This window comes from Cellulomonas rhizosphaerae (assembly GCF_003470205.1).
In the GTDB taxonomy this organism is placed as follows: domain Bacteria; phylum Actinomycetota; class Actinomycetes; order Actinomycetales; family Cellulomonadaceae; genus Cellulomonas; species Cellulomonas rhizosphaerae.
The window spans coordinates 22777-48158 of sequence record NZ_QWKP01000216.1 but is presented as its reverse complement, the minus strand read 5'-3'; the positions used below and the strand labels follow the sequence as shown (position 1 = coordinate 48158).

Annotated in this window: 27 protein-coding genes; 15 read left to right on the top strand and 12 right to left on the bottom strand. The window is 72.7% G+C overall.

Features of this window, described 5'->3' with window-relative positions:
* Positions 1–2: 2 nt before the first annotated feature.
* Entirely contained in the window at positions 3–1178 is a 1176-nt protein-coding gene (locus tag D1825_RS18305; RefSeq protein WP_158580747.1) for an ImmA/IrrE family metallo-endopeptidase, read from the bottom strand.
* 45 nt (positions 1179–1223) lie between these two features.
* On the bottom strand, positions 1224–1529 hold the full coding sequence (locus D1825_RS14895) for a DUF1905 domain-containing protein (protein WP_118768197.1): 306 nt from the start codon (positions 1527–1529) through the stop codon (positions 1224–1226).
* 59 nt (positions 1530–1588) lie between these two features.
* Here D1825_RS14895 and D1825_RS14890 point away from each other — a divergent pair, with 59 nt between their 5' ends.
* Genes D1825_RS14890 through D1825_RS14870 form a run of 5 tightly spaced genes read left to right on the top strand, consistent with a single transcriptional unit; the run spans position 1589 to position 5668 of the window.
* A complete protein-coding gene (locus D1825_RS14890) occupies positions 1589–2890 on the top strand; it encodes a GntR family transcriptional regulator (protein ID WP_158580746.1) in 1302 nt (433 codons plus the stop codon).
* Positions 2887–3552 (top strand): maleylpyruvate isomerase family mycothiol-dependent enzyme, encoded by a 666-nt coding sequence (locus D1825_RS14885; RefSeq protein ID WP_118768195.1) that lies wholly within the window; start codon positions 2887–2889, stop codon positions 3550–3552. The genes D1825_RS14890 and D1825_RS14885 overlap by 4 nt, the downstream gene beginning before the upstream one ends.
* The gene (phzG, locus tag D1825_RS14880) at positions 3549–4166 is read left to right on the top strand and encodes a phenazine biosynthesis FMN-dependent oxidase PhzG (protein WP_233549925.1); all 618 of its coding nucleotides are present in this window, start codon (positions 3549–3551) and stop codon (positions 4164–4166) included. The genes D1825_RS14885 and phzG overlap by 4 nt, the downstream gene beginning before the upstream one ends.
* A 24-nt stretch (positions 4167–4190) precedes the next feature.
* Complete coding sequence (locus D1825_RS14875) at positions 4191–4856, top strand: hypothetical protein (RefSeq protein WP_118768193.1); 666 nt, start codon at positions 4191–4193, stop codon at positions 4854–4856.
* 38 nt (positions 4857–4894) lie between these two features.
* Positions 4895–5668: an SDR family NAD(P)-dependent oxidoreductase gene (locus D1825_RS14870; protein WP_118768192.1), complete on the top strand. Its 774-nt coding sequence runs from the start codon at positions 4895–4897 to the stop codon at positions 5666–5668.
* A 3-nt stretch (positions 5669–5671) separates the two neighbouring features.
* Here D1825_RS14870 and D1825_RS14865 read toward each other — a convergent pair whose 3' ends face one another.
* The 4 genes from D1825_RS14865 to D1825_RS14850 all read right to left on the bottom strand — a co-directional run bounded on the left by D1825_RS14865 (position 5672) and on the right by D1825_RS14850 (position 9740).
* Positions 5672–7141, bottom strand: a complete 1470-nt coding sequence (locus D1825_RS14865; protein ID WP_118768191.1) for a DHA2 family efflux MFS transporter permease subunit — start codon at positions 7139–7141, stop codon at positions 5672–5674.
* A gap of 98 nt (positions 7142–7239) precedes the next feature.
* Positions 7240–7701 (bottom strand): DUF4262 domain-containing protein, encoded by a 462-nt coding sequence (locus D1825_RS14860; RefSeq protein WP_158580745.1) that lies wholly within the window; start codon positions 7699–7701, stop codon positions 7240–7242.
* Between the two features lie 115 nt (positions 7702–7816).
* Positions 7817–9298 (bottom strand): amino acid permease, encoded by a 1482-nt coding sequence (locus tag D1825_RS14855; protein ID WP_118768189.1) that lies wholly within the window; start codon positions 9296–9298, stop codon positions 7817–7819.
* Between the two features lie 79 nt (positions 9299–9377).
* Positions 9378–9740 carry a nuclear transport factor 2 family protein gene (locus D1825_RS14850; RefSeq protein WP_118768188.1) on the bottom strand — a complete coding sequence of 121 codons (363 nt, stop codon included), beginning with the start codon at positions 9738–9740 and terminating at the stop codon, positions 9378–9380.
* A gap of 64 nt (positions 9741–9804) precedes the next feature.
* On the opposite strand from D1825_RS14850, the gene dinB reads away from it, so the two are divergent.
* The 7 genes from dinB (at position 9805) to D1825_RS14815 (ending at position 17018) form a co-directional block, all read left to right on the top strand.
* Complete coding sequence (gene dinB / locus D1825_RS14845; protein WP_199721616.1) at positions 9805–10998, top strand: DNA polymerase IV; 1194 nt, start codon at positions 9805–9807, stop codon at positions 10996–10998.
* 33 nt (positions 10999–11031) lie between these two features.
* Positions 11032–11394, top strand: a complete 363-nt coding sequence (locus tag D1825_RS14840; protein WP_118768186.1) for a VOC family protein — start codon at positions 11032–11034, stop codon at positions 11392–11394.
* Positions 11395–11511: 117 nt separating this feature from the next.
* Positions 11512–13080 (top strand): AMP-binding protein, encoded by a 1569-nt coding sequence (locus D1825_RS14835; protein WP_118768185.1) that lies wholly within the window; start codon positions 11512–11514, stop codon positions 13078–13080.
* Entirely contained in the window at positions 13077–14120 is a 1044-nt protein-coding gene (gene tdh, locus D1825_RS14830; protein ID WP_118768184.1) for an L-threonine 3-dehydrogenase, read from the top strand. Before D1825_RS14835 ends, tdh begins: the two co-directional genes overlap by 4 nt.
* Positions 14120–15301 (top strand): glycine C-acetyltransferase, encoded by a 1182-nt coding sequence (locus D1825_RS14825; RefSeq protein ID WP_118768183.1) that lies wholly within the window; start codon positions 14120–14122, stop codon positions 15299–15301. Before tdh ends, D1825_RS14825 begins: the two co-directional genes overlap by 1 nt.
* Positions 15298–15924, top strand: coding sequence for an alpha/beta hydrolase (locus tag D1825_RS14820; protein WP_199721615.1), 627 nt, complete (start codon positions 15298–15300; stop codon positions 15922–15924). The genes D1825_RS14825 and D1825_RS14820 overlap by 4 nt, the downstream gene beginning before the upstream one ends.
* A gap of 203 nt (positions 15925–16127) precedes the next feature.
* Entirely contained in the window at positions 16128–17018 is an 891-nt protein-coding gene (locus tag D1825_RS14815; RefSeq protein ID WP_118768182.1) for a patatin-like phospholipase family protein, read from the top strand.
* Here the strand turns inward: D1825_RS14815 and D1825_RS14810 are convergent.
* A complete protein-coding gene (locus D1825_RS14810) occupies positions 17015–17482 on the bottom strand; it encodes an NUDIX hydrolase (protein WP_118768181.1) in 468 nt (155 codons plus the stop codon). The two genes, D1825_RS14815 and D1825_RS14810, sit on opposite strands and share 4 nt — an antisense overlap.
* A 20-nt stretch (positions 17483–17502) precedes the next feature.
* A complete protein-coding gene (locus D1825_RS14805) occupies positions 17503–18849 on the bottom strand; it encodes an NAD(P)/FAD-dependent oxidoreductase (RefSeq protein WP_118768180.1) in 1347 nt (448 codons plus the stop codon).
* An 86-nt stretch (positions 18850–18935) separates the two neighbouring features.
* Between D1825_RS14805 and D1825_RS14800 the strand changes: the two genes are divergently transcribed.
* Genes D1825_RS14800 through D1825_RS14790 form a run of 3 tightly spaced genes read left to right on the top strand, consistent with a single transcriptional unit; the run spans position 18936 to position 21552 of the window.
* Positions 18936–20009, top strand: coding sequence for a type III polyketide synthase (locus tag D1825_RS14800; protein ID WP_118768224.1), 1074 nt, complete (start codon positions 18936–18938; stop codon positions 20007–20009).
* Positions 20006–20521 carry an isoprenylcysteine carboxyl methyltransferase family protein gene (locus tag D1825_RS14795; protein ID WP_118768179.1) on the top strand — a complete coding sequence of 172 codons (516 nt, stop codon included), beginning with the start codon at positions 20006–20008 and terminating at the stop codon, positions 20519–20521. The genes D1825_RS14800 and D1825_RS14795 overlap by 4 nt, the downstream gene beginning before the upstream one ends.
* On the top strand, positions 20518–21552 hold the full coding sequence (locus D1825_RS14790; RefSeq protein ID WP_118768178.1) for an NAD(P)/FAD-dependent oxidoreductase: 1035 nt from the start codon (positions 20518–20520) through the stop codon (positions 21550–21552). Before D1825_RS14795 ends, D1825_RS14790 begins: the two co-directional genes overlap by 4 nt.
* Before the next feature lie 4 nt (positions 21553–21556).
* Here D1825_RS14790 and D1825_RS14785 read toward each other — a convergent pair whose 3' ends face one another.
* The 4 genes from D1825_RS14785 to D1825_RS14770 all read right to left on the bottom strand — a co-directional run bounded on the left by D1825_RS14785 (position 21557) and on the right by D1825_RS14770 (position 25299).
* Positions 21557–22306: an FAD:protein FMN transferase gene (locus D1825_RS14785; RefSeq protein ID WP_233549924.1), complete on the bottom strand. Its 750-nt coding sequence runs from the start codon at positions 22304–22306 to the stop codon at positions 21557–21559.
* A 4-nt stretch (positions 22307–22310) separates the two neighbouring features.
* On the bottom strand, positions 22311–22850 hold the full coding sequence (locus D1825_RS14780) for an FMN-binding protein (protein WP_199721614.1): 540 nt from the start codon (positions 22848–22850) through the stop codon (positions 22311–22313).
* Entirely contained in the window at positions 22850–24220 is a 1371-nt protein-coding gene (locus tag D1825_RS14775; RefSeq protein ID WP_118768177.1) for a ferredoxin reductase family protein, read from the bottom strand. Before D1825_RS14775 ends, D1825_RS14780 begins: the two co-directional genes overlap by 1 nt.
* A 62-nt stretch (positions 24221–24282) precedes the next feature.
* Positions 24283–25299 (bottom strand): magnesium and cobalt transport protein CorA, encoded by a 1017-nt coding sequence (locus tag D1825_RS14770; protein ID WP_118768176.1) that lies wholly within the window; start codon positions 25297–25299, stop codon positions 24283–24285.
* Positions 25300–25382: the final 83 nt, after the last annotated feature.

Below are 25382 nucleotides of genomic sequence, written 5' to 3'. Positions count from 1 at the left end.
CCTCAGGTGGTTCCCCACGTCGTGTGGAACGGTCGGTCCGACGTCAGCCACTCGCCCAGCGGCACCCGGGCCCGGGACCACAGCTCGTCGAGCGTCTGCGTCGCGTACAGCATGCCGCGCACGTCAAGGTCGGTCCCCTCCTGGTGGACGTCCTCCCGGTAGAGGTCGACGAGCATCGCGAGCCGGTCCCGCAGCGGCGGGTGGGTGTCCGACGGCGCGGCCTCGGGTCTGCCGGCGATCGTCAACGCCTCCTGCACGACCTCGTGGATCCGCACGGCCAGCAGGGCTCCCTGCAGCGACATGTTGGGGGCGAACCTGTCCCAGACCGAGGCGCTGCCCATGACGAGCTGCGCGGCGACGAGGTCGGCACGGACCTCGCGCTCGATCGCGGACGCGGGCTCCTCGCCGGGGAACGGCGCACCCTGCTGATCGAAGACGGCGTGCACGTACTCGTGCGCGAGCACGAACCGCTCCATGCAGGCGGTGAGGACCGTCAGCCCGCGGCGGCGCTGCTCCGAGGCGGGCGGCACGGAGCGCTGCGGGAGCGGTCTGCCCGAGTAGAACCAGTTGCCCAAGACCTCCTCGAGCTGCAGCACCGGCGCCCCGTCGCGGTCGAGCCCAGCGGCCATCAGCTCGAGCCGGGTCGAGAGGTACTCCAGCCCGTCGGTGCCCGTGACCAGTGGCCACGCGAGGACGACGGCCTTCGCCGACTGGTAGTAGGCGGTCATCATGCCGTCGGAGAAGGTGATGGCGGACCCGCCTCCCACCTTGCTGGTCACGGCGTCGTGCCGCTGCCATCCGGTGGTCCCGATGATGACGTGGTCCAGGGCGCGTGCGATCGGCCTGGTCACCCGGTCGGTCTCGAGGTCGAGCAGCGCGAGCTCCAGGGGCGCCGCCTGCCGGGCCAGGATCTCGAGCTTGATCCCGTCCTCGTACGGGCCCGGCTCGATGCGGTCGATGATCACCCGGGACCGCTCGAGCCGGTCGCGCTCGCTCGCTGCGCCGAACCGGAAGCCCTCGACCCGGACGTCGTCGCCGTCGGGAATCGCGGCCCGCTCCCGCTCGTCGACACGCGCGAGCGCAACCCGGTGGCCGTCCAACCCACCCTCGGGATGGATCTGCGCGAACTTGCGCTGGTTGAGGCGCAGCCAGCTGCGCGCCGCGTTCAGCTCGTCCATCGGTCGACCTCCTTCGCTCGGACCACAGGAGCAGGACGGGCCGCGCTACGGACGTGGGACGTCGAGCAGCTCGATCCGCACGTGCACGGAGTCCCCCGCCTCGCACCCCTCCGCAGTCCGCACGGCCTTCTTGATCGGCAGCGCGTACGTCGACTCACCAGGGAACAGGCTCGTCCGCCACGTGGTCGAGCCGATCTGCACCTGCACGCGCACGGATCCGAACCCGCGCGCGACGCCCTCGGCGACCTCGAGGATCTCGTCGGCCATCTCCGTCGGCACGTCCACGAACGTCCAGCCCTCGTCGCGCCGTGCGTCCCACAGCCGCAACCTGCCCTCGAACTCGAGCTCCATACCCACCCCTGGTCCCACTGGTCCCGCACTCGTCCGGGAAATCCCTGTTGAATGGCATCGTGCCCATCCCCAGCACCCGCGTCGACCTGACTCCGCACCGCGACGAGCTGTACGACCGGATCCTCGACGCCATCGTCACGGGCGAGCTGCCCCCGGGCGCCCGCCTGGCCGAGCCCGAGATGCTGACCCGCTTCGACGCCCCGCGGGCCGCGCTGCGGGAGGCGATGCACCGGCTCGCGGCGGTCGGCATGGTCGACGTCGCGCCCCGACAGTCCACCCAGGTCGCCCCGATCGAGCCGGACCGGGTCCAGGGCACGTTCGCCGTCGTGCACGCCGTCGTCGCGCAGGGCATCGCCGAGGGCACACCCCTGCTGACCGACGAGGACCGGGCTCGGCTGACCGCATACTCCCTGACCGCGCTCGCCGACGAGGTGAGCACGCGCGAGGCCATCCGCACGAACGCCGTCGTCAGCGAGCTGTACGGCGTGTTCTTCGAGCGGATCGCGAACCCCGAGTACGACCGGCTGCGCGGCTGGCTCAACCCGACGCTCCTGCGGGTCAACGCCCAGTTCGCCGACGAGTTCGACGCCGCGGCCTCCCGCCGCCACCAGCGGGCCGTCGTCGCCGGAGCGCTCGTGGGTGACACCACGGCTGCGCTGGAGGCCTGGGAGGCGAACGCGACGGTGCACCTGCCGGCTGCTCTGGCGAGGGTCAGAGGCGATGAACCCGTACCAGTCGCCGCCCCCAGCCCGCTCATCCGCGACCGGGCCGCCGAGCTCGTCCAACGATCGATCCTCGACGGCACGCTCGTCCCGGGCGAGATCCTGCACGAGTCGGCGCTCATGGAGTGGATGAACATCTCGCGCACCCCGGTGCGAGAGGCCTTGGCGCGACTCGCCGCGCTCGGGCTGGTCGAGCAGGCGTACCACCGGCCCGCGCGCGTCGCGACGCTGGACCCGCTCGCCTTCCAGCAGGCGATGCGCGCGACGGGCCTGCTGCGCCGACTGGCGCTGCGCGAGGGTTTCGCGCAAGACCCCGGGGGGACCACGGCCGCCGTGGCGGAAGCCGTGACCGAGCTGGACCGGGGGGCGTCCGTCGTCGAGGCCGCGACCACGATGGCTGCTCGGGTCGAGGTGCTCACGAGCAATGCCGTCCTGGTCGAGCTGATCGCGCGGTCCACGGCCCGGGTGCGCTGGTACATCCTGCACGACCCCGCCGTGTCCGCCACGCTCAACGCCGCCCTCATCCGCGACCTGCACGCGGCGCTCGTCGCGGGCGACGTCGACCGAGCCGACGCCCTGGTCGACCAGCTCTACACGGTCGACGCCAACGCCCTGACCCAGCCCCAGGAGAGCGCATGACCCCCGAAGACCTCCTCGCCGGCAACGCCGCCCTGCTCGCACGCGCCGAGCAGCTCACCGAGGCCGAGGCGCACGCGTCGATCGCCCTGCCCGGCTGGACGCGCGCCCACGTGCTCACGCACCTGGGTCACCTCTCGGCGGCGTTCGCGCGCCAGGCCCGGTACGCCCAGCGCGGTGAGCAGATCGAGGTGTACGACGGCGGCCGCCCGGCCCGCGACGCGGCGATCGAGCTGGGCGCGGGACGCGCGCTGCCGGACATCCTCGACGGCGTGCGGGCCGGCTTCGCGGAGCTCTCCGACGCGTGGGGCGCCCTGAGCGACGCCGACTGGTCGCTGCCGTGCGCCTACCGGGACAGCGACCTGCACGCCACGCGGCTGTGCTGGTGGCGCGAGCTCGAGGTGCACTGGGTCGACCTCGAGATCGGCCGGACCGCCGCCGACTGGTCGCTCGCGACGAGCGGGCACCTCGTGGACTGGCTCCTGGTGCGCATCCCCACGGCCGCGGAGCTGACGGCGTCCGACACCGGCCGCACGTGGACCACCGAGGGGGACTCGCCCGTCCCGATCACCGGGCCGCAGCACGCGCTGGCCGAGTGGCTCGCGGGCCGCTCGTCGGGCGACGACCTCACTGGTCCCCTCCCCCTCCTGGACCCGTGGCCGTGACGCTCTCCGGAGACCCGACACTCGTCCTGCCCGAGTTCGACTCGCCGCCGCGCGAGCCACTCGCGCTGCTCCGCGCCTGGTTCGCCGCGGCCGAGCAGCGCGGGGTGCGCGAGCCCTGGGCGGCCACGCTCGCGACGGCCGACGAGGACGGGACTCCCTCGACGCGCACGCTGGCCATCAAGGGCATCGACGAGCGCGGCCTCGTGTTCGGGTCGTTCACGGGCAGCCGCAAGGGCCGCGAGCTCGCCGCACGGCCCCGCGCGTCGCTCACCTTCTACTGGCGCGAGACGCTGCAGCAGGTGACGGTCGCGGGCCCGGTCGAGACGCTGCCCGACGACGCCTCGGACGCGCTGTTCCACGACCGCCCGCCGCTCGCGCAGGCCACGACCGCGGCCTCCCGGCAGAGCGAGCCGCTCGTCTCCGAGGCCGAGCTGCGCGCGGCGGCCGCCGCTCTCGCCGCCGGTGGTCCCATCGCCCGCCCGGCCGACTGGACGGGGTACCGGGTCGTCGCCGAGCGCATCGAGCTCTGGTACGGCAGCACGGACCGGCTGCACCGTCGGCTGCAGTACACGCTCATCGACGGCACCTGGACGGCCCAGCGGCTCCAGCCGTGAGGGCGATCGACCGATAGCACCAGGGTGCTGCTCACCTGGGCGCTCCTCGGCTTCCTCGCCCTGGCGGCCGTCATCACCGTCCGGTGGATCCCGCGTCGGTTCGACGGCCTGGGCCGGGCGCGCCCGTTCCCCCGCATCAGCATGGCCCTGTGCCTCGCGATCGCGGTCGGCTGCGCGATCCCGATGTGGACGCACGCGCGCCTGGAGTCGCGCCTGTCCGCTGCTGCGAGCGCGGTCGCGGGTGGACCCGTGACCGTGCACTGCCAGACGTTCGGCGAGGCGTTCGTGGACGTCGGTGCCGAGCTCGGGTGGGTCAGGTGGGGATCCGACGGCGCGCCTGAGCGCTCGACCCTCATCAAGCGTGAGCCGTGCAGGGACCTGAGCGCGTGGCTGGCCTCATCCAAGACCGCCCCCACGCTCGACCAGGTCATCGCCGTGCACGTCCTGACGCACGAGACCATGCACATGGTCGGGCTGAAGAACGAGTCGCAGGCCGAGTGCGCGGCGATCCAGCGCGACGCGGAGATGGCCGTTGCCCTCGGCGCGACCCCCGCGCAGGGGCAGGGGCTGGCTCGGCAGTACTGGATCGAGGCGTACCCCCGGGTCGGCCCCGGTTACGGGGAGGGATGCGGCGCCGGCGGCGCGTACGACGAGGGTCTCGCCGCGCCGCCGTGGGCGGACGCAGACTAGATTGCGACCTCCACCCCCTGATCCATCGGAGCTCCCGCATGTCGCACGTCCTGGTCACCGGCTCGTCGGACGGCATCGGCCGTGAAACCGCCCGCCAGCTCCTCGCCGGCGGGCACGAGGTCACCGGACACGCGCGCAACGCGGCGCGTGCCGACGAGCTCCGGGCGGCGCTGCCGGGCGTCCGCGGCGTCGTCGTGGGCGACCTCGCCTCGCTCTCCGAGACGCGCGCACTGGCCGAGCAGGCTGCGGCCGCCGGACCCGTCGACGCCGTGATCCACAACGCCGGCATCGGCGGCGGCGAGCCGACCCGCGTCGAGACAGCAGATGGCCTCGAGCGGATCTTCCAGGTCAACGTCGTCGCCCCCTACCTGCTGACCGCGCTGCTGCCTCGCCCGGAGCGCCTCGTCTACCTGACGTCCGGGCTGCAGGAGGACGGGGTCGCCGAGCTCGACGACCTGCAGTACGCGGCGCGCCCCTGGCACGGCATGCAGGCGTACTCCGACTCCAAGCTGCACGACGTCGTCCTCGCCTTCGCGGTCGCCCGGCTGTGGCCCGACGTGCTCAGCACGACGGTCGACCCGGGCTGGATCAAGACGAAGCTCGGCGGCCCGGACGCGTGGGACGAGGTCGACGAGGGCGCGGCGACGCAGGTCTGGCTCGCGACATCGGACGACGCCGGCGCGCGGGTCACGGGCGAGTACCTCAAGCGCCACGAGGTCCAGGTGCCGAACCCGCTCGCCCGCGACATCGCCGTGCAGGACGGCCTGCTCGACCGCCTGGCGGCGTTGACCGGGGTTACGCTCCCGCGCTGAGGCTCACCCGCGGAACTGGTCGACCTTCCTGGGCAGGGCGAACACGAGCAGGAAGCTGACCACCGCGAGCGCCGCGCTGACCGCCATCGCGTGCGCGGCGCTGTCGGCGAAGGCCTGCCCGATCGCCGCCGGGTCCCTGCTCGTGACGTGCAGGGTCCCGAACAGGACGCTGCCGATCACGGCGATGCCGATCGCGCTGCCGACCCGCTGCATCACCGAGATCACACCGCTGGCCGCCCCGGCCTCGGTCCGGTCGACGGTCGCGACGATGAACTGCGCGTTCGGGGCGATGAACAACCCGTTGCCGATGCCGGCGATCGCGAGCGGAGCGGCCAGGTCCCAGTTGGTCAGCCCGCTCGCGTCCTGGGTCCGCAGCACCAGCCACACCCAGATGAGCCCGACCGCGACCATCGCCGTGCCGATGATGAGCACGGTGCGACCGAGCTTCTGGCTCAGGCGGTTGCTCTGCGAGGCGCCCACGATGCTCCCGAGCGCGAACGGCACGCCGACGAGGCCCGACTGCAGCGCGGTGTGCATGAGGCCTGCCTGCCACAGCAGCGAGATCGTGAAGAAGATGCTCGTGAACGCCGCGAAGTAGACCAGGGCGAGGATCGTGCCGCCCGTGAACGCCGGGTGGGAGAACAGGTGCGGCGGAACGAGCGGATTCTTGTCCGCCGACGCCTCGCGCCGCTCCCAGAACGCGAACGCGACGATCAGCAGCACGCCGAGCGCGAGCGTGATGAACGTCCACGCCGGCCAGCCCTTGTCCTGCCCCTCGATGAGCGGCACGAGCAGCGCGACGAGCCCGGCGCTGAGCAGCAGCAGCCCGAAGTAGTCCGACCCCTCGCGCGCGCCTCCCTCGGCCCCGGCCGGCAGCAGCTTGGCCGCGGCGATCAGGGCGACGATGCCGATCGGGATGTTCACCCAGAACACCAGCCGCCAGCCGTTCTCGTCGCCGAACGCCTCGATGATCAGGCCGCCGAGGATCGGGCCGAGCGCGGTGGACACGCCGATGACCGACCCGAGGATCGCGAACGCCTTGCCTCGCACCGGGCCCGGGAACAGCAGCTGGATGAACGCGGTCACCGCGGGCACGAAAATGCCGCCCGCGAGCCCCTGGACGACGCGCGCCAGGATCATCTGGATGCTGTTCTGGGCCAGCCCGCAGAACAGGCTCGCGAGCGTGAACAGCGCGAGGCCGACGAAGAACACCCACTTGTGCCCGACGCGATCGCCGATCCGGCCGGCCGGGATCAGCGCGATCCCGAACGCGAGCGCGTAGCCGGAGATGATCCAGCTGAGCGTCGCCTCGCTGGCGTCGAGCGACTGCTGGATCGTCGGGAGCGCGACGTTGACGATCGTCGTGTCCAGGAGGGCCATGAACATGCCGGCCATGAGGACGATGAGCGCGTTCCACGCCGAGCGCGGCACGGTGAACGGGGAGGCAGCGGGCGTGGCGGTCGCGTCGGTCATGGTCCCTCTTCACGCGCGGGGACGCGGTCGGCGAAGCGCGTCGAGGCTCACGATTCTCCTGGTGGCGCGAGTGCGCAACGGGAAGGAGCCACCGTCCGCTACCCGCGCCGCAGGTGCTGCGGGCGCCCGAGCAGCTCCTGCCGCCGCGGCCGTGCGTCGACCTGCCACGGCCACGCGCCGGCGTGGTCGCTCCAGATCACCTGGAGCGCCGGCACAGGCCGGCCACCCGGCATCCGGTAGATCTCCTGGGCGAAGGCGAGCTTCTCCGGGCTCGTCACGCGCACCATCAGGCTGCGGTGGCTCGTGCCCTCGTACGGGACGACCTGCCCGGGCTCGAACCGCTCGCCGCCACGCACCCGCGCGCCGAGGTCGTTGAGCACGCTCGCCGCGTCGAACTGGTCCAGCCCGCTCACCACGAGCTCAGGATGCCCGTGGTATCGCGTGAGACCGATCGTGTAGGTGAACGACAGGCGACCCCCGCCGCCCTCCACGGAGCACAACGTCCAGCCGAATCGCTCGATCTTCGCGAGGAAGTCCTCCCGGACCTCCTCGTCGGTCATCCCCTGGCACTTCATGCACATCGCACCGCTCCCCTCGCTCGTCCGTCACCGGTGGCGACGCTACGAGCGAGCACCCACACGAACCGGGCAAACTCCCCCGGGACTCAGCACGTCCTCATCGAGGAGTCGTAGCCTTCGTCGGGGCTTCGTCGTCCGTGACCCGCGAGTGGCCACGCGAGTAGACGAAGTAGATGACGAACCCGATCGCGAGCCAGATGACGAACCGCAGCCAGGTCTCGACCGAGAGGTTGAGCATCAGGTACAGGCAGATCAGCGCGGACACGATCGGCAGGACCGGCACCCACGGCACGCGGAACGAGCGCGGCAGGTCGGGGCGCTTCTTGCGCAGGACGATGACCCCGAGGCTGACCAGCACGAAGGCCGACAGCGTCCCGATGTTGACCATCTCCTCGAGCACCCCCACGGGCGTCAGCCCCGCGACCAGCGCGGTGACGACCGTGACGACCGCGGTGATGACGTACGGCGTGCGGAACGTGGGGTGCACGCGGGCGAGGCCGCGGGGCAGCAGGCTGTCGCGGCTCATCGCGAACACGACGCGCGTCGCGCCGATCATCAGCGTGAGGACCACGGTCGTCAGCCCCGCGACCGCACCAGCCGCGATCACGGTGGCCATCCAGTCCTGCCCGTGCGCCTCGAACGCGTTCGCGAGGGCGGCCTTCGGGTCGAGCCCGTCGAACGGCACCATGCCGGTCACGACGATCGACACCGCGCAGTACAGGATCGTGCAGATGATGAGGGAGCCGATGATGCCGATCGGCAGGTCGCGCTGCGGCTTCCTGGTCTCCTCGGCGGTCGTCGCGACCACGTCGAACCCGATGAACGCGAAGAACACCAGCGCGGCGCCCGCGAAGATGCCGCCGATGCCGAACGCCGTGGGCGCGAGCCCGAACAGCGCCTGGATGAGGGGCTGCGTGAGACCGGTCGTCGTCTCGGTCGCCTGGGCCGGCGGGATGAACGGGTCGTAGTTCGCGGTCGAGATGAACCCGATGCCCGCGATGATGACGAACAGGACGATGAACAGCTTGAGGCCGACGAGGACGATGTTGACCCGCATCGACTCCTTGATGCCGATCGTGATGAGCACGCCCAGGAGCACGACGAGCCCGATCGCGAACAGGTCGACCGTCCCGCCCGAGCTGATGGCCGCGGGCGTGGTGATCCCGACGTTCTCGAGGAACACGCTCAGGTAGGCCGACCAGCCCTGCGCCACGACGCTCGCGCCGAGGAACATCTCCAGGATCAGGTCCCAGCCGATGATCCAGGCGAAGATCTCCCCCAGGCTCGCGTAGCTGAACGTGTACGCCGAGCCGGAGACCGGGACGGTCGAGGCGAACTCCGCGTAGCAGATCGCGGCGAGCGTGCAGCAGATCGCGGCGACGACGAAGCTGAGGACGATGGCGGGCCCGGCGACGTCGTGCGCCGCGCGACCGGTGAGCGTGAAGATGCCGGCGCCGATCACGACGCCGACGCCGAACACGATGAGGTCGAACGCCGACAGCGAGCGCTTGAGCTTGAACTCCGGCTCTTCGGCGTCTGCCAACGACTGCTCGACGCTCTTGGTGCGCAGGATGCTCATGGCTGCTCCTTGGCTGGGGGGCTTCGGACTGCCAGACAGTGTGGCGCGGGCTCGCGGACCGCGCGCGGCGAGGTCAGGCTCAGGGCTCCGACTGGATCCAGGGCACACCGGGCCACTGCGCCCACTCCTCGAAGTGCCGCACGCGCCCGTCGTCGACGAACACGAGGATCCACAGGTCGCGGTACTCCCGCGGCTCGTCGCCTCCGTAGACGACCTCGGCGCGCACCACTGCGGTCGCGCCGTCCACGGCCAGCGGCGACCACGTCAGGGTGAACGGGGTGTCGTCGTCCCAGAAGTCGCGGATCGCCTCGTGCCCGACGAGCCCGTCGTCGTACCCGGATCGCAGGTAGGTGGCGTCAGGCGTGAACAGCCGATCCACCGCGGCGGCATCCTGCTCGCGCCACGCCCGCTCGTACTCCTCGACCCACGCCGCGACGTCCATCGGCCCAGTGTGTGGCGCGACCGCGTCTGGCGCGATGTCAGACCCGGGGTAGAACATGTGTTCTATGCCAGAGCCGCGCGCCGCCATCCTGCACGCCGACCTCGACGCGTTCTACGCCTCGGTCGAGCAGCGCGACGACCCGCGGCTGCGCAACCGGCCCGTCGTCGTGGGCGGCGGCGTGGTGCTCGCGGCCTCCTACGAGGCCAAGCGACGTGGCGTGAAGACCGCAATGAGCGGCCGGCAGGCGCGCATGCTGTGCCCGGACGTCATCAACGTGCGGCCGCGGTTCGACGCCTACGTCGAGGCGAGCAAGGCGGTGTTCGACGTGTTCCGGGACACGACGCCGCAGGTCCAGGGCGTCTCGATCGACGAGGCGTTCCTCGACGTCGCGGGGCTGCACCGGATCGACGTCGCACCCTTCGACATCGGCGCACGGCTGCGGGCCAGGATCCGCGACGAGGTCGGGCTGCCGATCACGGTCGGGGTCGCCCGCACGCCGTTCCTCGCGAAGGTCGCCAGTCGCGTCGCCAAGCCCGACGGGCTGCTGCTCGTGCCGCCGGACGGGGAGGACGCGTTCCTGCACCCGCTGCCGCTGACGATGCTGTGGGGCGTCGGCGAGGTGACGGCGACGAAGCTCGAGGGGTACGGCCTGCGCACCGCGGGCGACGTCGCGGCGCTGGGCGAGCCCGTCCTGCGCGGGCTGCTCGGCCCGGCAGCGGGACGGCACCTCTTCGCGGTCGTGCACGGGCGGACCCCCGAGCGCGTGGTCACCGACCGGCGACGGGGCTCGATCGGCGCGCAGCGGGCGATCGGCCACGGCAGGCACTCCCCCGAGTTCGTCACCGCTGCACTCCTGGGCCTCGTCGACCGCGTGTGCCGGCGGATGCGCACCGCCCATCGGATCGCCCGGACGGTGGTCCTGAGGCTCCGGTTCGAGGACTACACCAAGGCCACGCGGTCGCACTCGTTCGCGCACGCGACCTCGTCGGGCGAGGACCTCGCCGCGACGGCAACCATGCTGCTGGACGCCGCCCGGCCGCTGATCCGCGAGCGCGGCCTGACGCTGGTCGGCGTGGCGCTGACCAACCTCGAGTCGGACGCCGTGGTCCAGCCGCAGCTCTCGTTCGGCCCGGTGGACACGAGCGGGATGGACGCCGCGGTCGATGCGGTCGCCGCCCGGTTCGGCAGCGGCGCCGTGATGCGCGCGAGCCTGATCAAGGCGGGGGACGGCTTCTCCGTGCCGATGCTTCCCGACTGAGCGCGTGTCGGAGGGGCGCGGCAGCATGGCCGGATGGACATCAAGAAGCGCATCACCGTGTTCGACGCCGCCGACCTGCCCGCCGAGTCCGCCTTCTGGGCCGGGCTGCTGGGCGGCACCGTCGAGGCCGAGGACGACTGGCACACCGTCTACGTCGACTCCCAGCCGCAGCTCGGCTTCCAGCTCGCCCCCGACCACCAGCGCCCGCAGTGGCCGGACGGCACGCCGCAGCAGATCCACCTCGACCTGTACATCGAGGACCTGCCCAGCGCGCACGCCGAGGCGATCGCCCTGGGCGCGGAGCTGCTGCAGGCGGCCGAGGACCCGGAGTCGCCCGAGGGGTTCCAGGTGTACGCGGACCCCGCGGGTCACCCGTTCTGCCTCTGCTGGGGCTGAGCCGGCCACGACCAGCGGATGAGCGAGCCTGCTGCGTCGGGACCCGCGCGGAGGTAGCGTGCCAAGAAGACCGCGCACAACGACGTGCGCGGTCGTACGTCGCTGCAAGGAGTGCCCGTGGCCATCACCAGCCCGTTCCCCGACGTCGAGATCCCGGACCTGCCGGTGTACGACTTCCTGTTCAGCGACCTGCCGGACGGCGCGCTGACCAGCACGGCCGTGATCGACGCGGCATCGGGGCGTGCCACGACCTACGGCGAGCTGCTCGAGCAGGTCGACCGGGTCGCCGGGGCGCTCGCCGCCCGCGGGATCAGCCCGGGAGACGTCGTCGCGCTGCACTCCCCCAACTCCCCCGCGTTCGTCGCGCTGTTCCACGGCATCCTGCGCGCGGGCGCCACGGTCACCACCGTGAACTCGCTCTACACGGGCGACGAGATCGGCCGCCAGCTCGCCGACTCGAAGGCACGGCTGGCGATCACGGTCGGCGTGCTGCGGGAGAACATGGCCGCGGGCGCGGCGGCGGCGGGGGTCGAGACCGTGATGGTCGTCGACGGCGCCGAGGGGCACGAGTCGCTCGCGGACTGGCTCGGCGAGGGGCGCTCCGCCCCCGCGGTGAGCATCGACCCCGCCACGCACCTGGCGGTGCTGCCGTACTCGTCGGGCACCACGGGCCTGGCCAAGGGCGTCATGCTCACGCACCGCAACCTCGTCGCGAACGTCGCCCAGACCATCGGCATCATCACGCTCGGCCCGGACGACCGCGTCGCGGCGGTGCTGCCGTTCTTCCACATCTACGGCATGACGGTGCTGCTCAACCTGTCGCTGTTCGCTCGCGCACAGCTCGTGACGTTCCCGCGGTTCGACCTCGCGCAGTTCCTCGGCGCGATCGCCGAGCGGCGCTGCACCTACCTGTTCATCGCACCGCCGATCGCGCTGGCCCTGGCGCGCCACCCGCTGGTCGCGGAGCACGACCTGAGCAGCGTCCACACCATCCTGTCCGGCGCGGCCCCGCTGGACGGCGCGCTGGCCGACGCGGTCGCGCAGCGGCTCGACTGCAGGGTGGTGCAGGGCTACGGGATGACCGAGATGAGCCCGGTCTCGCACGCGGTCCCCGCCGACCGCACCGACATCCCGCGCGGCTCGGTCGGCCTGATCATCCCGAACATGGTGTGCCGCCTCGTCGACCCCGCCGACGGGACGGACATCCCGGTGCCCGACGAGGGCATGAGCGAACCCGGCGAGCTGTGGTGCCTGGGCCCGAACGTGATGACCGGCTACCTCGGCGACGACGAGGCGACCGCGCAGACGCTCGACGCGGACGGCTACCTGCACACGGGCGACATCGCGACCGTCGACGCCGCCGGCGCGTTCTCCATCGTCGACCGGCTCAAGGAGCTCATCAAGTACCACGGCTACCAGGTGCCGCCCGCGGAGCTCGAGGCGCTGCTGCTCACGCACCCGGGCGTGCAGGACGCTGCGGTGATCGGCGTGCCGGACGGCGACGGCCAGGAGGTGCCGAAGGCCTTCGTCGTGCGCGCCTCCGACGACGTCACCGCCGACGCGCTGATGGCGTGGGTCGCGGAGCGGGTCGCGGCGCACAAGAAGGTCCGCCGCGTCGAGTTCATCGACGCGGTGCCGAAGTCGGCGTCCGGCAAGATCCTGCGCAAGGACCTGCGGACCCGATGAAGGCCCTCTACAAGGCGACCGCCGGACCCGGCCTCGAGCTCGTCGACCGCCCGGAGCCCGAGGCGGGACCGGGTGAGGTCAAGATCCGGGTGCTGCGCACGGGCATCTGCGGCACTGACCTGCACATCGAGCGCTGGGATCCCTGGGCGGCGGGCGCCGTGCGAGCGCCTCTGATCCCGGGGCACGAGTTCTGCGGCGAGATCGTCGACATCGGCGCGGGCGTCCACGACATCGCGCCGGGCGACCTCGTCTCCGGCGAGGGCCACATCGTGTGCGGCACGTGCCGCAACTGCCGCGCCGGGCGTCGCCAGATGTGCATCCGCACGGTCGGGGTCGGCCTGCAGCGCGACGGCGCGTTCGCGCCGTTCGTCGTGCTGCCCGCCGAGAACGTCTGGGTGCACCACGACGCGATCGAGCCCGAGGTCGGCGCGCTGTTCGACCCGCTCGGCAACGCCGTGCACACCGCGCTGGCGTTCACCGTGGTCGGCGAGGACGTGCTCGTCAGCGGCTGCGGCCCGATCGGCCTGATGTCGATCGCGGTCGCGCGGCACGCCGGGGCACGGTTCATCGTCGCCACCGACATCAACGACGCGCGCCTCGCGCTGGCCAAGGAGATGGGCGCCGACCGCGCCCTCGACGTCACGCGCGAGAACCTGCACGAGCTCCAGCGCGAGGTCGGCATGCGCGAGGGGTTCGACATCGCGTTCGAGATGAGCGGCTCGCCGACCGCGCTGCCGCTGGTCATCGACAACATGAATCACGGCGGTCGGATCGCGATGCTCGGGCTGCCGAGCGAGCCGTTCAGCATCGACTGGGGCGTGGTCGTCACGCGCATGCTCACGCTCAAGGGGATCTACGGGCGCGAGATGTTCGAGACGTGGAACTCGATGAGCGCCATGCTGCACACGAGCGAGGTGCTCCGCGGGCGCATCGCGTCACTCGTCTCGCACCGGTTCGCCGCCACGCAGTGGCGGGAGGCGTTCGACGCGGCCGCGTCGGGCGGGGTCGGCAAGGTCATCATCGATTGGACGCAGATCTGATGCACGCGACGACGAGGCAGCGGTTCGCCGACGAGCTGGCGGAGATCGAGGCCGCGGGGCTCACCAAGCACGAGCGGCCGCTGAGCAGCCCGCAGTCGGCGCACATCGGGCTCGGCGAGGCCCGGCTGATGAACTTCTGCGCCAACAACTACCTGGGCCTGGCCGACGACGAGCGCATCGAGGCCGCCGCGGTCGCCGCGATCCGCGACCGCGGCTTCGGGCTGGCCAGCGTGCGGTTCATCTGCGGCACGCAGGACATCCACCTCGAGCTCGAGAAGGCGGTCTCGGACTTCCTGCAGCGCGACGACACGATCCTGTTCTCGTCCTGCTTCGACGCGAACGGCGGGGTCTTCGAGGTCCTGTTCGGCGCTGAGGACGCGATCATCTCCGACGAGCTCAACCACGCGTCCCTCATCGACGGCATCCGGCTGTGCAAGGCGCAGCGCTTCCGCTACCGCAACGCCGACCTGGCCGACCTCGAGGCACAGCTCGTCGCCGCGGCCGGCGCGCGTACGCGGGTCATCGTGACCGACGGCGTGTTCTCGATGGACGGCTCCTACGCCCCGCTCGACGGGATCTGCGACCTCGCCGGCCGGTACGACGCGCTCGTGCTGGTCGACGACTCGCACGCCGTCGGGTTCGTCGGCGACGGCGGCCGCGGCACTCCGTGGCTGTTCGGCGTGGCCGACCGCGTCGACATCCTCACGGGCACGTTCGGCAAGGCGCTCGGCGGTGCGTCGGGCGGCTACGTCGCGGCCCAGCAGGAGATCGTCGACCTGCTGCGCCAGCGCGCGCGCCCGTACCTGTTCTCCAACACGCTCGCGCCGTCGGTCGTCGCCGGGACGCTCGCGGCACTCGAGCTCGTCGCCTCGTCCGACGAGGCCCGCGCGGCGCTGCACACCAACGCCGCGCTGTTCCGGGAGCTCATGACCGACGCGGGATTCGACCTGCTGCCCGGCTCGCACCCGATCGTGCCCGTGATGTTCGGCGACGCCGTGCTGGCCGCGGGGGTCGCGCGGGCCCTCGAGGCACGTGGCGTGTACGTGACGGCGTTCAGCTTCCCGGTCGTGCCGCGCGGCAAGGCCCGCATCCGGGTCCAGCTCTCGGCCGTCCACACCGAGGCGGACATCCGGGCGTGCGTCGAGGCGTTCGCGGCCGCGCGCGACGAGGTCGCTGCGTGACCACGATCGCGATGATCCCGGGGGCGGGCGGGGACGGCTGGTTCCTGCACCCCTTGGTCACCGACCTGCGCGGGCGCGGCTTCGACGCGTTCGCGGTCGACCTGCCCACGGCCGGCCCGCACGACGGGCTCGCCGCCGCCGCCGCCGACGCGGTGGTCGACGCGATCGGCGGCCGCACGGACGTCGTGCTCGTCGCGCAGTCGATGGGCGGCTTCACGGCGCCCCTGGTCTGGTCGCGCGTGAGCATGCGGATGGTCGTGTTCGTCAACGCGATGATCCCCCTGCCCGGCGAGACGGTCGGCGAGTGGGGCGAGAACGTCGGGTCGACGCAGGCACGAGAGACGGCAGCCCGGGCGGGCGGCTACCCCACGGAGTTCACCGACGAGGTCTACTTCCTCGACGGCTTCGCCCCCGAGCTGGTCCGCGACGTCGCCCGGCACGACAAGCCGCAGTCCGACGCCGTGTTCGCCGACTCGTCGCGGTTCTCCTGGCCCGACGCTCCGATCCACGTGATCGCGGGCCGCGACGACCGGCTGTTCCCGCTCGCGCTGCAGCAGCGCGTCGCGCTCGATCGGGTCGGCGTCGAGCCCGACGTGGTCCCGGGGGCCACCTCGCCCCGTTGAGCCACCCGTCCCCGATCGGCGCACTCGTCGCGGGGTACGTCGAGGATCTCGGTTGACCGCGGTGCTAGCGTCCGAATGACTCGATCGACCAGCCGGAGGTGACACCCATGGACGCAGGACCCCACCGGGTGCTCCCCAGCGCCCGCGACTGAACTGGTCGCGACCGGGAGCGCCGCACAGGCACATCGCGAAAGGCGACTCCCATGAACGTCTCGGACCCACGCATCACCCGCGCCCTCGTCCTCGCCGGAGCCGGCGCCGCCGGCAACGCCTGGGAGCTCGGCCTCGTCGCCGGGCTCGCGGCCGCCGGCGTCGACCTCACCGCGGCCGACCTCGTCGTCGGCACGTCGGCCGGCTCGACCGTGGCCGCCCAGATCACGAGCGGCACGCGACCGGCCGACCTCTACGCGGCCGTCGTCGCCGAGACTCCTCCCGCCGGTCCACAGCCGACCCGCCCGCCGCAGGCGTCCGCCCAGAGCTTCATGGACTGGTCGGACACGACCATCGCCTCCTCGGCGGACGCGGCGGAGATGCGCCGCCGGATGGGCGCCGCAGCGCTCGAGAAGGACACGCCCGATGACGCGGGCACGACCCGCTGGCGCGCGACCGTCGCGGCTCGGCTCCCCCGCCACGACTGGCCCGCGCAGCTGGTCCGGCTCGCCGCGGTCGACGCCCGCACCGGGGAACCGGTGGTCCTCGACCGCGACAGCGGGGTCGACCTGGTCGACGCCGTGGCCGCGAGCACGAGCAACGGCTTCGCCGGCACGTACGGCATCGGCGGGCAGCGCCTCATCAACGGCGGCTACCGGCGCAACGAGAACGCCGACCTCGCGGCCGGGTACGCGCGCGTGCTCGTGATGTCACCGTTCTCGGGCCGCACGCGCCACCCGCTCGCGTGGGGCATGGACCTCGCGACCCAGGTCGACGAGCTGCGCGCCGGGGGCAGCACGGTCGAGGTGGTGTTCCCTGACGCGAGCGCGGGCGACGTGTTCAACGCCAGGGCGATGGACCCGTCCACCCGCCCGCAGGCCGCGCGCGGGGGCTACGACCAGGGCCGTGCCCTCGCGCAGCAGCTCGCCGCGTTCTGGGGCTAGCGGCCGAACTCGGCCTCGCCGGAGGCGAGCGCGCGGCGGATCCTGCCGCCCATGTCCGCCGACACGGGCGGCAGCGCGTCCAGCGGGAACCACGCGGCGTCGGTGTTCTCGCCGTCCGCCGGGTGCGGCGTCCCAGAGACGTAGCGGAACCGGAACACCAGGTCGAGGTACTGCGCCCGGTCGCCATTCTCATAGGTCATCGGCGGCAGCACGTGCACCGAGGCGAGCCGCTCGGGCACCGCCACGACGTCGGCCTCCTCGAGCACCTCGCGCGCTCCCGCCACAGCGGGCTCCTCGCCGGGATCGATGATCCCGGTCACCGGGGTCCACGCCCCGGTGTCCGCGCGACGGACGAGCAGCACGTGGTCGTCGTCGCGCACCACCACCGCGGTCACGCCGCTGAGCCACAGCGACTCGTGACCGACGGAGGCTCGCAGCGCCAGGATGAACTCGGGGATCGCCACGGACCGATCGTAGGCGGGCGTCAGCCCGGATCCGTGCCCGGCTGAGCGGCCAGCGGCGGGCTGCCCTCCCGCCGCAAGGCGTTGCGTCCGACCACCTGCTGCCACGTCGCTGCCTGCTCGGACCGTGATCGCCCGACGAAGCTGACGACCCAGTGCATGAGGGTCGAGACGCGGTTCTTGAAGCCGATCAGGTACAGCAGGTGCACGCCGAGCCACAGTCCCCACGCGAACAGCCCGGCCGTCTCGAACCGGCCGATGCGAGCGACGGCATGGAACCGCGCGACCGTGGCCATCATGCCCTTGTCGCGGTAGTGGAACGGCGGAGCGGGCTCCTCGCCCCGCACCCGCCGGGTGATCGCGCGGGCCGCGTAGGTGCCGCTCTGCATCGCGAGCTGAGCGACCCACGGGTAGCCCTTGATCGTCATGAGGTCGCCCACGACGAAGACCTCGGGGTGGCCGGGCAGCGTGCAGTCGTCCTCCACCTCGATGCGCCCCGCGCGATCGGTGGGAGCGCCCGAGTCCTCGGCGAGCTGCGCCGCGAGCGGGGAGGCCCCGACGCCGGCAGCCCAGACCTTGCACGCGGCCTCGAGGCGGGTCCGCGTGCCGTCGGCGTCCTCGACGACCACACCGTCCTCGTCGACGTCGACCACCTTGCGCCCCAGCCACAGCTCCACGCCGAGCGACTCGAGGCGGTCGGCGGCCGCGCGGGACAGCTTGTCGCTGTAGCCGGGCAGCACCTGCGGGACCGGGTCGATGACGACGATGCGGGTCCGCGACGGGTCGATGTGCCGGAACGTGCCGGGCAACGTCCGCCGGGACAGCTCGGCGATCTGGCCCGCCATCTCGACGCCGGTCGCTCCCGCACCGACGACGACGAACGTGAGCAACCTGTCGAGGGTCTCGTCGTCGGTCGAGAGCTCGGCGAGCTCGAACGCGCCAAGGATGCGGCCTCGGACCTCGAGGGCGTCGTCGAGGCCCTTCAGGCCCGGCGCGAACTGCGCGAACTGGTCGTTGCCGAAGTACGACTGACCCGCGCCGGCCGCGACGATGATGCTGTCGTACGAGGTTCGCCGCTCACCGAGGGGCGAGGTCGAGGTGACCTCGCGTGCGTCGAGGTCGATGTGGGTGACGAGGCCGAGCAGCACCCGCACGTTGCGCTGCCGCTTGAGCACGTCGCGCGTCGGCGGCGCGATCTCTCCCGACGAGAGCACGCCCGTGGCCACCTGGTAGAGCAGCGGCTGGAACAGGTGGTGGTTGGTGCCGCTGAGCAACGTCACGCGGACCGGGGCGTGCGCGAAGGCCTGGGCGGCGAACAGCCCGCCGAACCCGGAGCCGACGATGACGACGTGGTGCAGCGGCGTGTCCATCCAGCGACGCTAGGTGCGGCGCATCCGGGCCGCACCCCAGGACGCTCGCCGAGCCGGACGCCGGACCCCGTGACACGATGCGCGACATGGTGCGTATCACCTCGATCGCCCCCGTCCTCCCCCGCCACGTCCACCCGCAGTCCGAGATCACCGCGGCCATCGCGCCCCTCCTGACGACCGACCCCCGGCGTCTGGCGACGATCGCGCGGATCCACGCCCACACGGGAGTCGAGACGCGGCACACGGTCCTGCCCCTGGACGCCTACGCGAACCTGACCTCGTTCGACTCGTCGAACGACGCCTTCGTCCGCGAGGGCACCGACCTGGCGGCCGAGGCCTGCCGGCGGGCCCTGGGTGAGGCAGGCGTCGAACCCGACGAGGTGGACCTGATCTTCTTCACCTCGGTCACGGGCATCTCCGCCCCGTCCGTCGACGCCCTGCTCGTCGCGCGGCTCGGGCTGCGCAGCGACGTCAGGCGCATCCCGTCCTTCGGGCTCGGGTGCGTGGCAGGGGCCGCGGGCATCGCCCGGGTCCGTGACTACCTCGTCGGCCACCCCCAGGACGTCGCGCTGCTCGTCTCGCTCGAGCTGTGCTCCCTGACGCTCCAGCACGGGGACGCCTCGATGGCCAACATCGTCTCGAGCGGGCTCTTCGGCGACGGTGCGGCCGCGGCGGTGATGCTCGGCGACGATCGCGCCGGTGACGCTCCCGGCGTCGACGTGCTCGACACCCGGAGCGCCCTGGTCCCCGACACCGCCGATGCGCTCGGCTGGGACGTGGGCGGCAGCGGCTTCCGGATCGTGCTCGCGGCGAGCCTCGCGGACATCGTCGGGGAGCACCTCGCCCCGGGTGTCGTCGACCTGCTCGCCGCGCACCAGCTCAAGGTCAGCGACGTCGGCACGTGGGTCGCGCACACCGGAGGGCCGCGCATCCTGCAGGCCGCGACCCGTGCGCTCGAGCTGCCCGACGACGCGTTCGCGGCGAGCTGGGCCTCGCTCGCGCGGGTCGGCAACCTCTCCTCGTCGGGCGTCCTGCACGTGCTGGCCGACGAGCTGCACGCGGGCGGCCACATCCCCGGTTCCCCGGGCGTGCTGTTCGCGATCGGCCCGGGTGTGTGCACCGAGACCGTCCTGCTGCGCTGGCCCGAGGAGACCTGGTGAGCCCCTACGACTGGTTGATCGTGGTGATCGCGCTCGAGCGGGTCGCCGAGCTCGTGGTGTCCCAGCGGCACGTGACCTGGGCGCTCGCGCACGGCGGGATCGAGTCCGGGCAGCGGCACTACCCACCGATGGTCGCGCTGCACACCGGGCTGCTGGTGGCGTGCGTCGTCGAGGTGCACGCCGCCGACCGCCCGTTCCTGCCCGCGCTGGGCTGGACCGCGCTGGCGTTCGTCGTCGCGGCGAACGCGCTGCGCTGGTGGTGCATCGCGACGCTGGGCCGGCACTGGAGCACCCGGGTGATCGTCGTGCCCGGCTCGACGCTCGTGCGCCGCGGTCCCTACCGCTGGTTCTCGCACCCCAACTACGTCGCCGTCGCGGTCGAGGGCCTGGCGCTTCCGCTCGTGCACACCGCGTGGGTCACCGCGATCGCCTTCACCGTCCTCAACGCGATCCTGCTCCTGCGCTTCCGGATCCCCACCGAGGAACGCGCCCTGCGCGCGCTCGTCGCATGACCATCGACGTGCTCGTCGTCGGCGGCGGACCGGTCGGGCTCGCCGCCGCGATCGAGGCGCGCCTGGCCGGGCTGTCCGTCACGGTCCTCGAGCCGCGCGCGACACCGGTCGACAAGGCGTGCGGCGAGGGGCTCATGCCCGGTGCCGTCGCGGCCCTGGCACGGCTCGGGGTGGACCCGACCGGGCACCGGCTGACGGGCATCCGCTACCTGTCCGGCACACGCGTCGCCGACCACCTCTTCGCGACGTCGCACGGCCGCGGCGTGCGACGCACCACGCTGCAGGCCGCGCTCGCGCGGCGGGCCGACGAGCTGGGCGCGCAGATCGTCACCGGGAAGGCCGGCGACGTCGAGCAGGACGCCGACTCGATCAGCTGCGCCGGCATCCGCGCCCGCTGGCTGCTGGCGTGCGACGGCCTGCACTCCCCCGTGCGTCGCGGGCTCGGGCTCGAGGTCGCGTCCCGCGCGCACGCCGGCCGCCGGTACGGGATCCGCCGCCACTTCCGCGTGGCCCCGTGGGCCGACCTCGTCGAGGTGCACTGGGGGCGGGACGTGGAGGCGTACGTGACGCCGGTCGACGACGACGTCGTCGGCGTGGCCCTGCTGGGGCCGCCGCACCGCGACTACGAGGACACGCTCGACGCGTTCCCCGACCTGCGCCGCCACCTGGCCGGGGCGCCGACGATCGGACCCGTGCGCGGCGCCGGACCGCTGCGCCAACGCACGTCGGCACGCACTGCCGGGCGGGTGCGGCTGGTGGGCGACGCCTCCGGCTACGTCGACGCGCTCACGGGCGAGGGCGTACGCGTCGGGCTGGCCCAGGCGCACGCGGCGATCGCGACCCTCGGGCCGGACGTGGCGACCGCGAACGCGCAGTACGAGCGCGCGTGGACCCGCGCGACCCGCAGCTACCGGGTGCTGACGTCGGGCCTGCTGGCTGCTGCGGGCTCGCCGCTCCGCGGCGGGATCGTGCCGCTCGCTGCCGCCACGCCCCGGCTGTACGGCAGCATCGTCGAGCGGCTCGCGCGCTGACCCGTCAGACGAACGCGCCCTCCCGCGCGGCGCCGCCGGTCGTCACGCGCCCGTCGGGCAGCACCGCGATGACGGCCACCGCGCCGTGGTCCCGCGCCCAGTCGACGCCCTCGGGCCCGAGCGCCAGCACCGTCGTCGCCAGCACGTCGGCGGTCATGAGGTCAGCGGCCACGACCGTGGCTGAGACGAGCCCCGAGGCGGGCTCGCCCGTCCGACCGTCCCAGACGTGGTGGCCGCGCTCGTAGAGCCCGGACGTCGCTACCGCGCCGTCGCGCACCTCGAGTATCGCCAGCATCCGCTGCGCGTCGGCGGGGTCTCGCACGCCGACGTTCCAGCCGCGCCCCGGCTCGGGCTCGCCCGCCGCCGCGACGTCTCCCCCGGCGTTCAGGCAGAACCGCGTGAGCCCGCCCGCGCGCAGCACATCGACCGCGCGCTGCGCGGCCCAGCCCTTGACGACGCCATCGGTGTCGAGCGACCCGTCGGGCCGTCGGACCGAGAACGCGCCACCCGAGTCGGCCGACGCGCGCTCGGCGACGGCAAGCACCTCGCGCAGGTCGTCGGACATCTCCCACGGCACGATCTCGCCGCGCCCGTAGCGGCTCACCTCGCTGCTCGCGTCGAAGCGGCTGAACCGGCGGTTCGCCGCGTGCAGCACCTCGAACGCGTCCGAGACCAGCCCCCAGACGTGATCGCGGCGCGCGCCGGGCACGTCGAGCGACATCGGGATGCCCATCACGGTCTCCTGGTGGCGCACCAGCTCAGCCCCTCTGGTCGATCGCGGACTGCAGGGACTCGAGGTACCCCTGCGAGGTGTACGTCGCCCCCGAGACGGTGTCGATCTGCGCCGACTGCGCAGCGAGCGCCTCCTGGGTCAGCACCGGCACGGCCTGCTGGTTGATGCGCTCGCTCTCGCGTTCGCGGCTCGGGGTCTGCAGGGCCGTGATGTCGGTGATCGTGTCGCCCGAGAAGGTCACGGACAGCTGGATCGGGCCGTACCGGGTCTGCTCGACGTCGCCGACGATCGTCACGTCGTCCGAGGACGACGAGGCGTCGCCCCCGGTGTCCGTGCCGGAGTCGGTACCGGCCGAGCCGTCGGTCGTGCCGCTGTCCGACGAGCCCGACGAGTCCGCAGACCCAGCGTCCGGCGACCCAACACCCGACGATCCCGTCGTCGCCGTCGCCGCCGGCGCCGCGGCCACCTCGGGCGCGACCCCCGCGAACTTCGCGATCCCGGCCGCCGCCATCGCAGCCACCGCCCCCACGTACAGCAGCGTCCCCCGCCACGGTCGTGCAGCCATCAGCCGATCTCCTCTCGGTGGATCGCGGCCGCGGGCACGCCGAGGGCGCGCGCGGACCGCACGACGGTCGTGATCATGGCCGGCGGCCCGCACACGAAGACGTCACGCGCGGCGACGTCCGGCACGAGCGCCCGCAGGTGGGCCGGGGCGAGCGGGTCGTACCCGAGCTCGGCCCGACGTCCGGGCACCGGCAGGTAGCGCAACCGGGCCGACTCCGTGAACTCGCCGGCCAGGGCCAGCCCGTCGGCCGTGTGCGCGCGGTGCACCACGACGACCTCGTGCCCGCGCCCCACCAGCTCCTCCGCGAGCGCGCGCACCGGTCCGATGCCCGCGCCGCCGCCGACGAGCAGCACCTGGTGGGTCGAGGCGCGGTCGGCCGTGAACCGCCCGAACGGCCCCTCCACCTGCACGCGCGTCCCGGGCCGCAGGCCGGCGACCGCCGTGGAGTGGTCACCGAGCGCGCCGATGGTCAGCCGGAGCCGGTCGTCGGTCGGGACCATCGACAGCGAGTACGGGTGCGCGGTGCCCAGGTGCCCGCGGGTCACGAACCGCACGAGCAGGTGCTGACCCGCCTGCGCGTGCAGCTGGGACAGCCCGGCGCCGGACAGCCACACGCTGACCAGTCCGCGCCCCTCGGGCACCACGGCCGAGACGCGCAGGGCGAGGCGACGGTGGTCGAGCAGCGGCAGGACCGTCCGCCAGACGAGGATCGCCCCGCCCGTCGCGGCGTAGAGCACGATCCACGCGATACGAGCCCACGAGGACGAGACGAAGTGCGTCCCGCCGGCGACCTGGTGGAAGAACGCGAGGAAGATCCCGACGTAGACCGTCAGGTGGATGGCGAACCACACCTCGTACCGCAGCCGGCGACGAGCCAGCCGCGCGCTCGAGACGCCGACGGCCACGAACAGCACGGTCCCGACCAGCGCCCACCACAGGTACGGCTGCGTCCTCAGCGCGGCGGGCACCTCGGCCCACACCGACACCCGGTCGAGCAGCGCGCCACCGACGATCATCAGCAGCACGTGCGTGACGACGAGCAGCACGACGGTCGTGCCGAGCGACCGGTGCCACGCGACGAGCCGGTCGAACCCGACCGACCGCTCGAACCACGGCACCCGCGCGATGAGCAGCACCTGCGCGCACACGAGGAACGACGCGAGCAGCCCGGCCAGCTCCCCCACGCTCATGAGCGCGCCACCGGGCGCCGCGGCGACGGCCGGCGACGCGCCCTGCCACCAGAACATGAGGACGGCCGCGCACCCGAGCCAGGTCGCGACCAGCACGGCGGACACGCGACGACGCGGCGCGGGCGCACGCCCGGCGACGGCAGCGATCGTCGGCGGGGCGACTCGTGTCGTCGTGGTCATGGGTTCACTGTGCGCACCGGTCCTCCGAGAGTTCTCGGAGTTTCCTGTGCGCCCGCCATGAGTCACAACCAGCGGCGGCGCTTGAAGATCCGGTAGAGCACGAACCCCATGACGACCATCGCGGTCAGCGCGAGCGGGTACCCGAAACGCCAGTCGAGCTCGGGCATGTGCGTGAAGTTCATGCCGTAGATCGTCCCGACGAGCGTCGGCGCGAACAGGATCGCGGCCCACGACGAGATCTTCTTGACCTCCTCGTTCTGCGCCAACCCGGACTCGGTCAGCTCGCGCATGACGTCGTTCTGCTGCTGGGTCACGAGCGTCGAGTGCACGACGAGCGCGTTCTCGAGCAGCACGCGGAACCCGTCGGCCCGCTCGGCGATCCGCAGCGCGTGGTCGAGCACGTCGCGCAGCGAGCGCTGCAGCTCGAGGTCCACCTGGTACTTGTCCGCGCCGCGGCGCAGCGCCTCGAGCATCTCCTGCAGCGGACCGGTGGCCCGCTGGAAGGAGATGACCTCGCGCAGCAGCTCGTAGATGCGCCGCGAGACGGCCGGGTCGCCGCCGAACAGCTGGTCCTGGATCTCGTCGATGTCGTTCTCGAGCCCGGCGATGACCGGCCCGTACCCGTCGACGACCTGGTCGAACACCGCGTACAGCACGGCCTCGGGCCCGCGCGCGAGCAGCGCGGGGTCGCTCTCGAGGCGCCGCCGCACGTCGCCGAGGTCCGGCTTCTCGGCGTGCCGGACGGTGACGACGAACTCGGGTCCGATGAACAGGTGCACCTCGCCGAACGCGACCTCCTCCTCGGCGTCGAGGTACCAGGCCGGCCGGAGCACGACGAACAGCGTGTCGCCGTAGCGCTCGAGCTTGGCGCGCTGGTGCCCCTTGAGCGCGTCCTCGACGGCCAGCGGGTGCAGCGAGAACTCGGCCGCGACCGAGTGCAGCTCGGCCTCGTCGGGCCGGTACAACCCGATCCAGGCCATGCCGTTGCGCTCGCGCAACAGCTCGTAGGTGTCCTCGAGCGTGTGCGGGTTCCCGGAACGGTCGCCGTCGACGTAGATGGCGTTGTCGATGAGTGCCACGGGGCACCTCCTGCCTGCGTGCTGGCCGGGGCCCGGTGGAGCCCGGGGTACAGCATGCGGCCTGCCGCGACGCCCGAGGACTC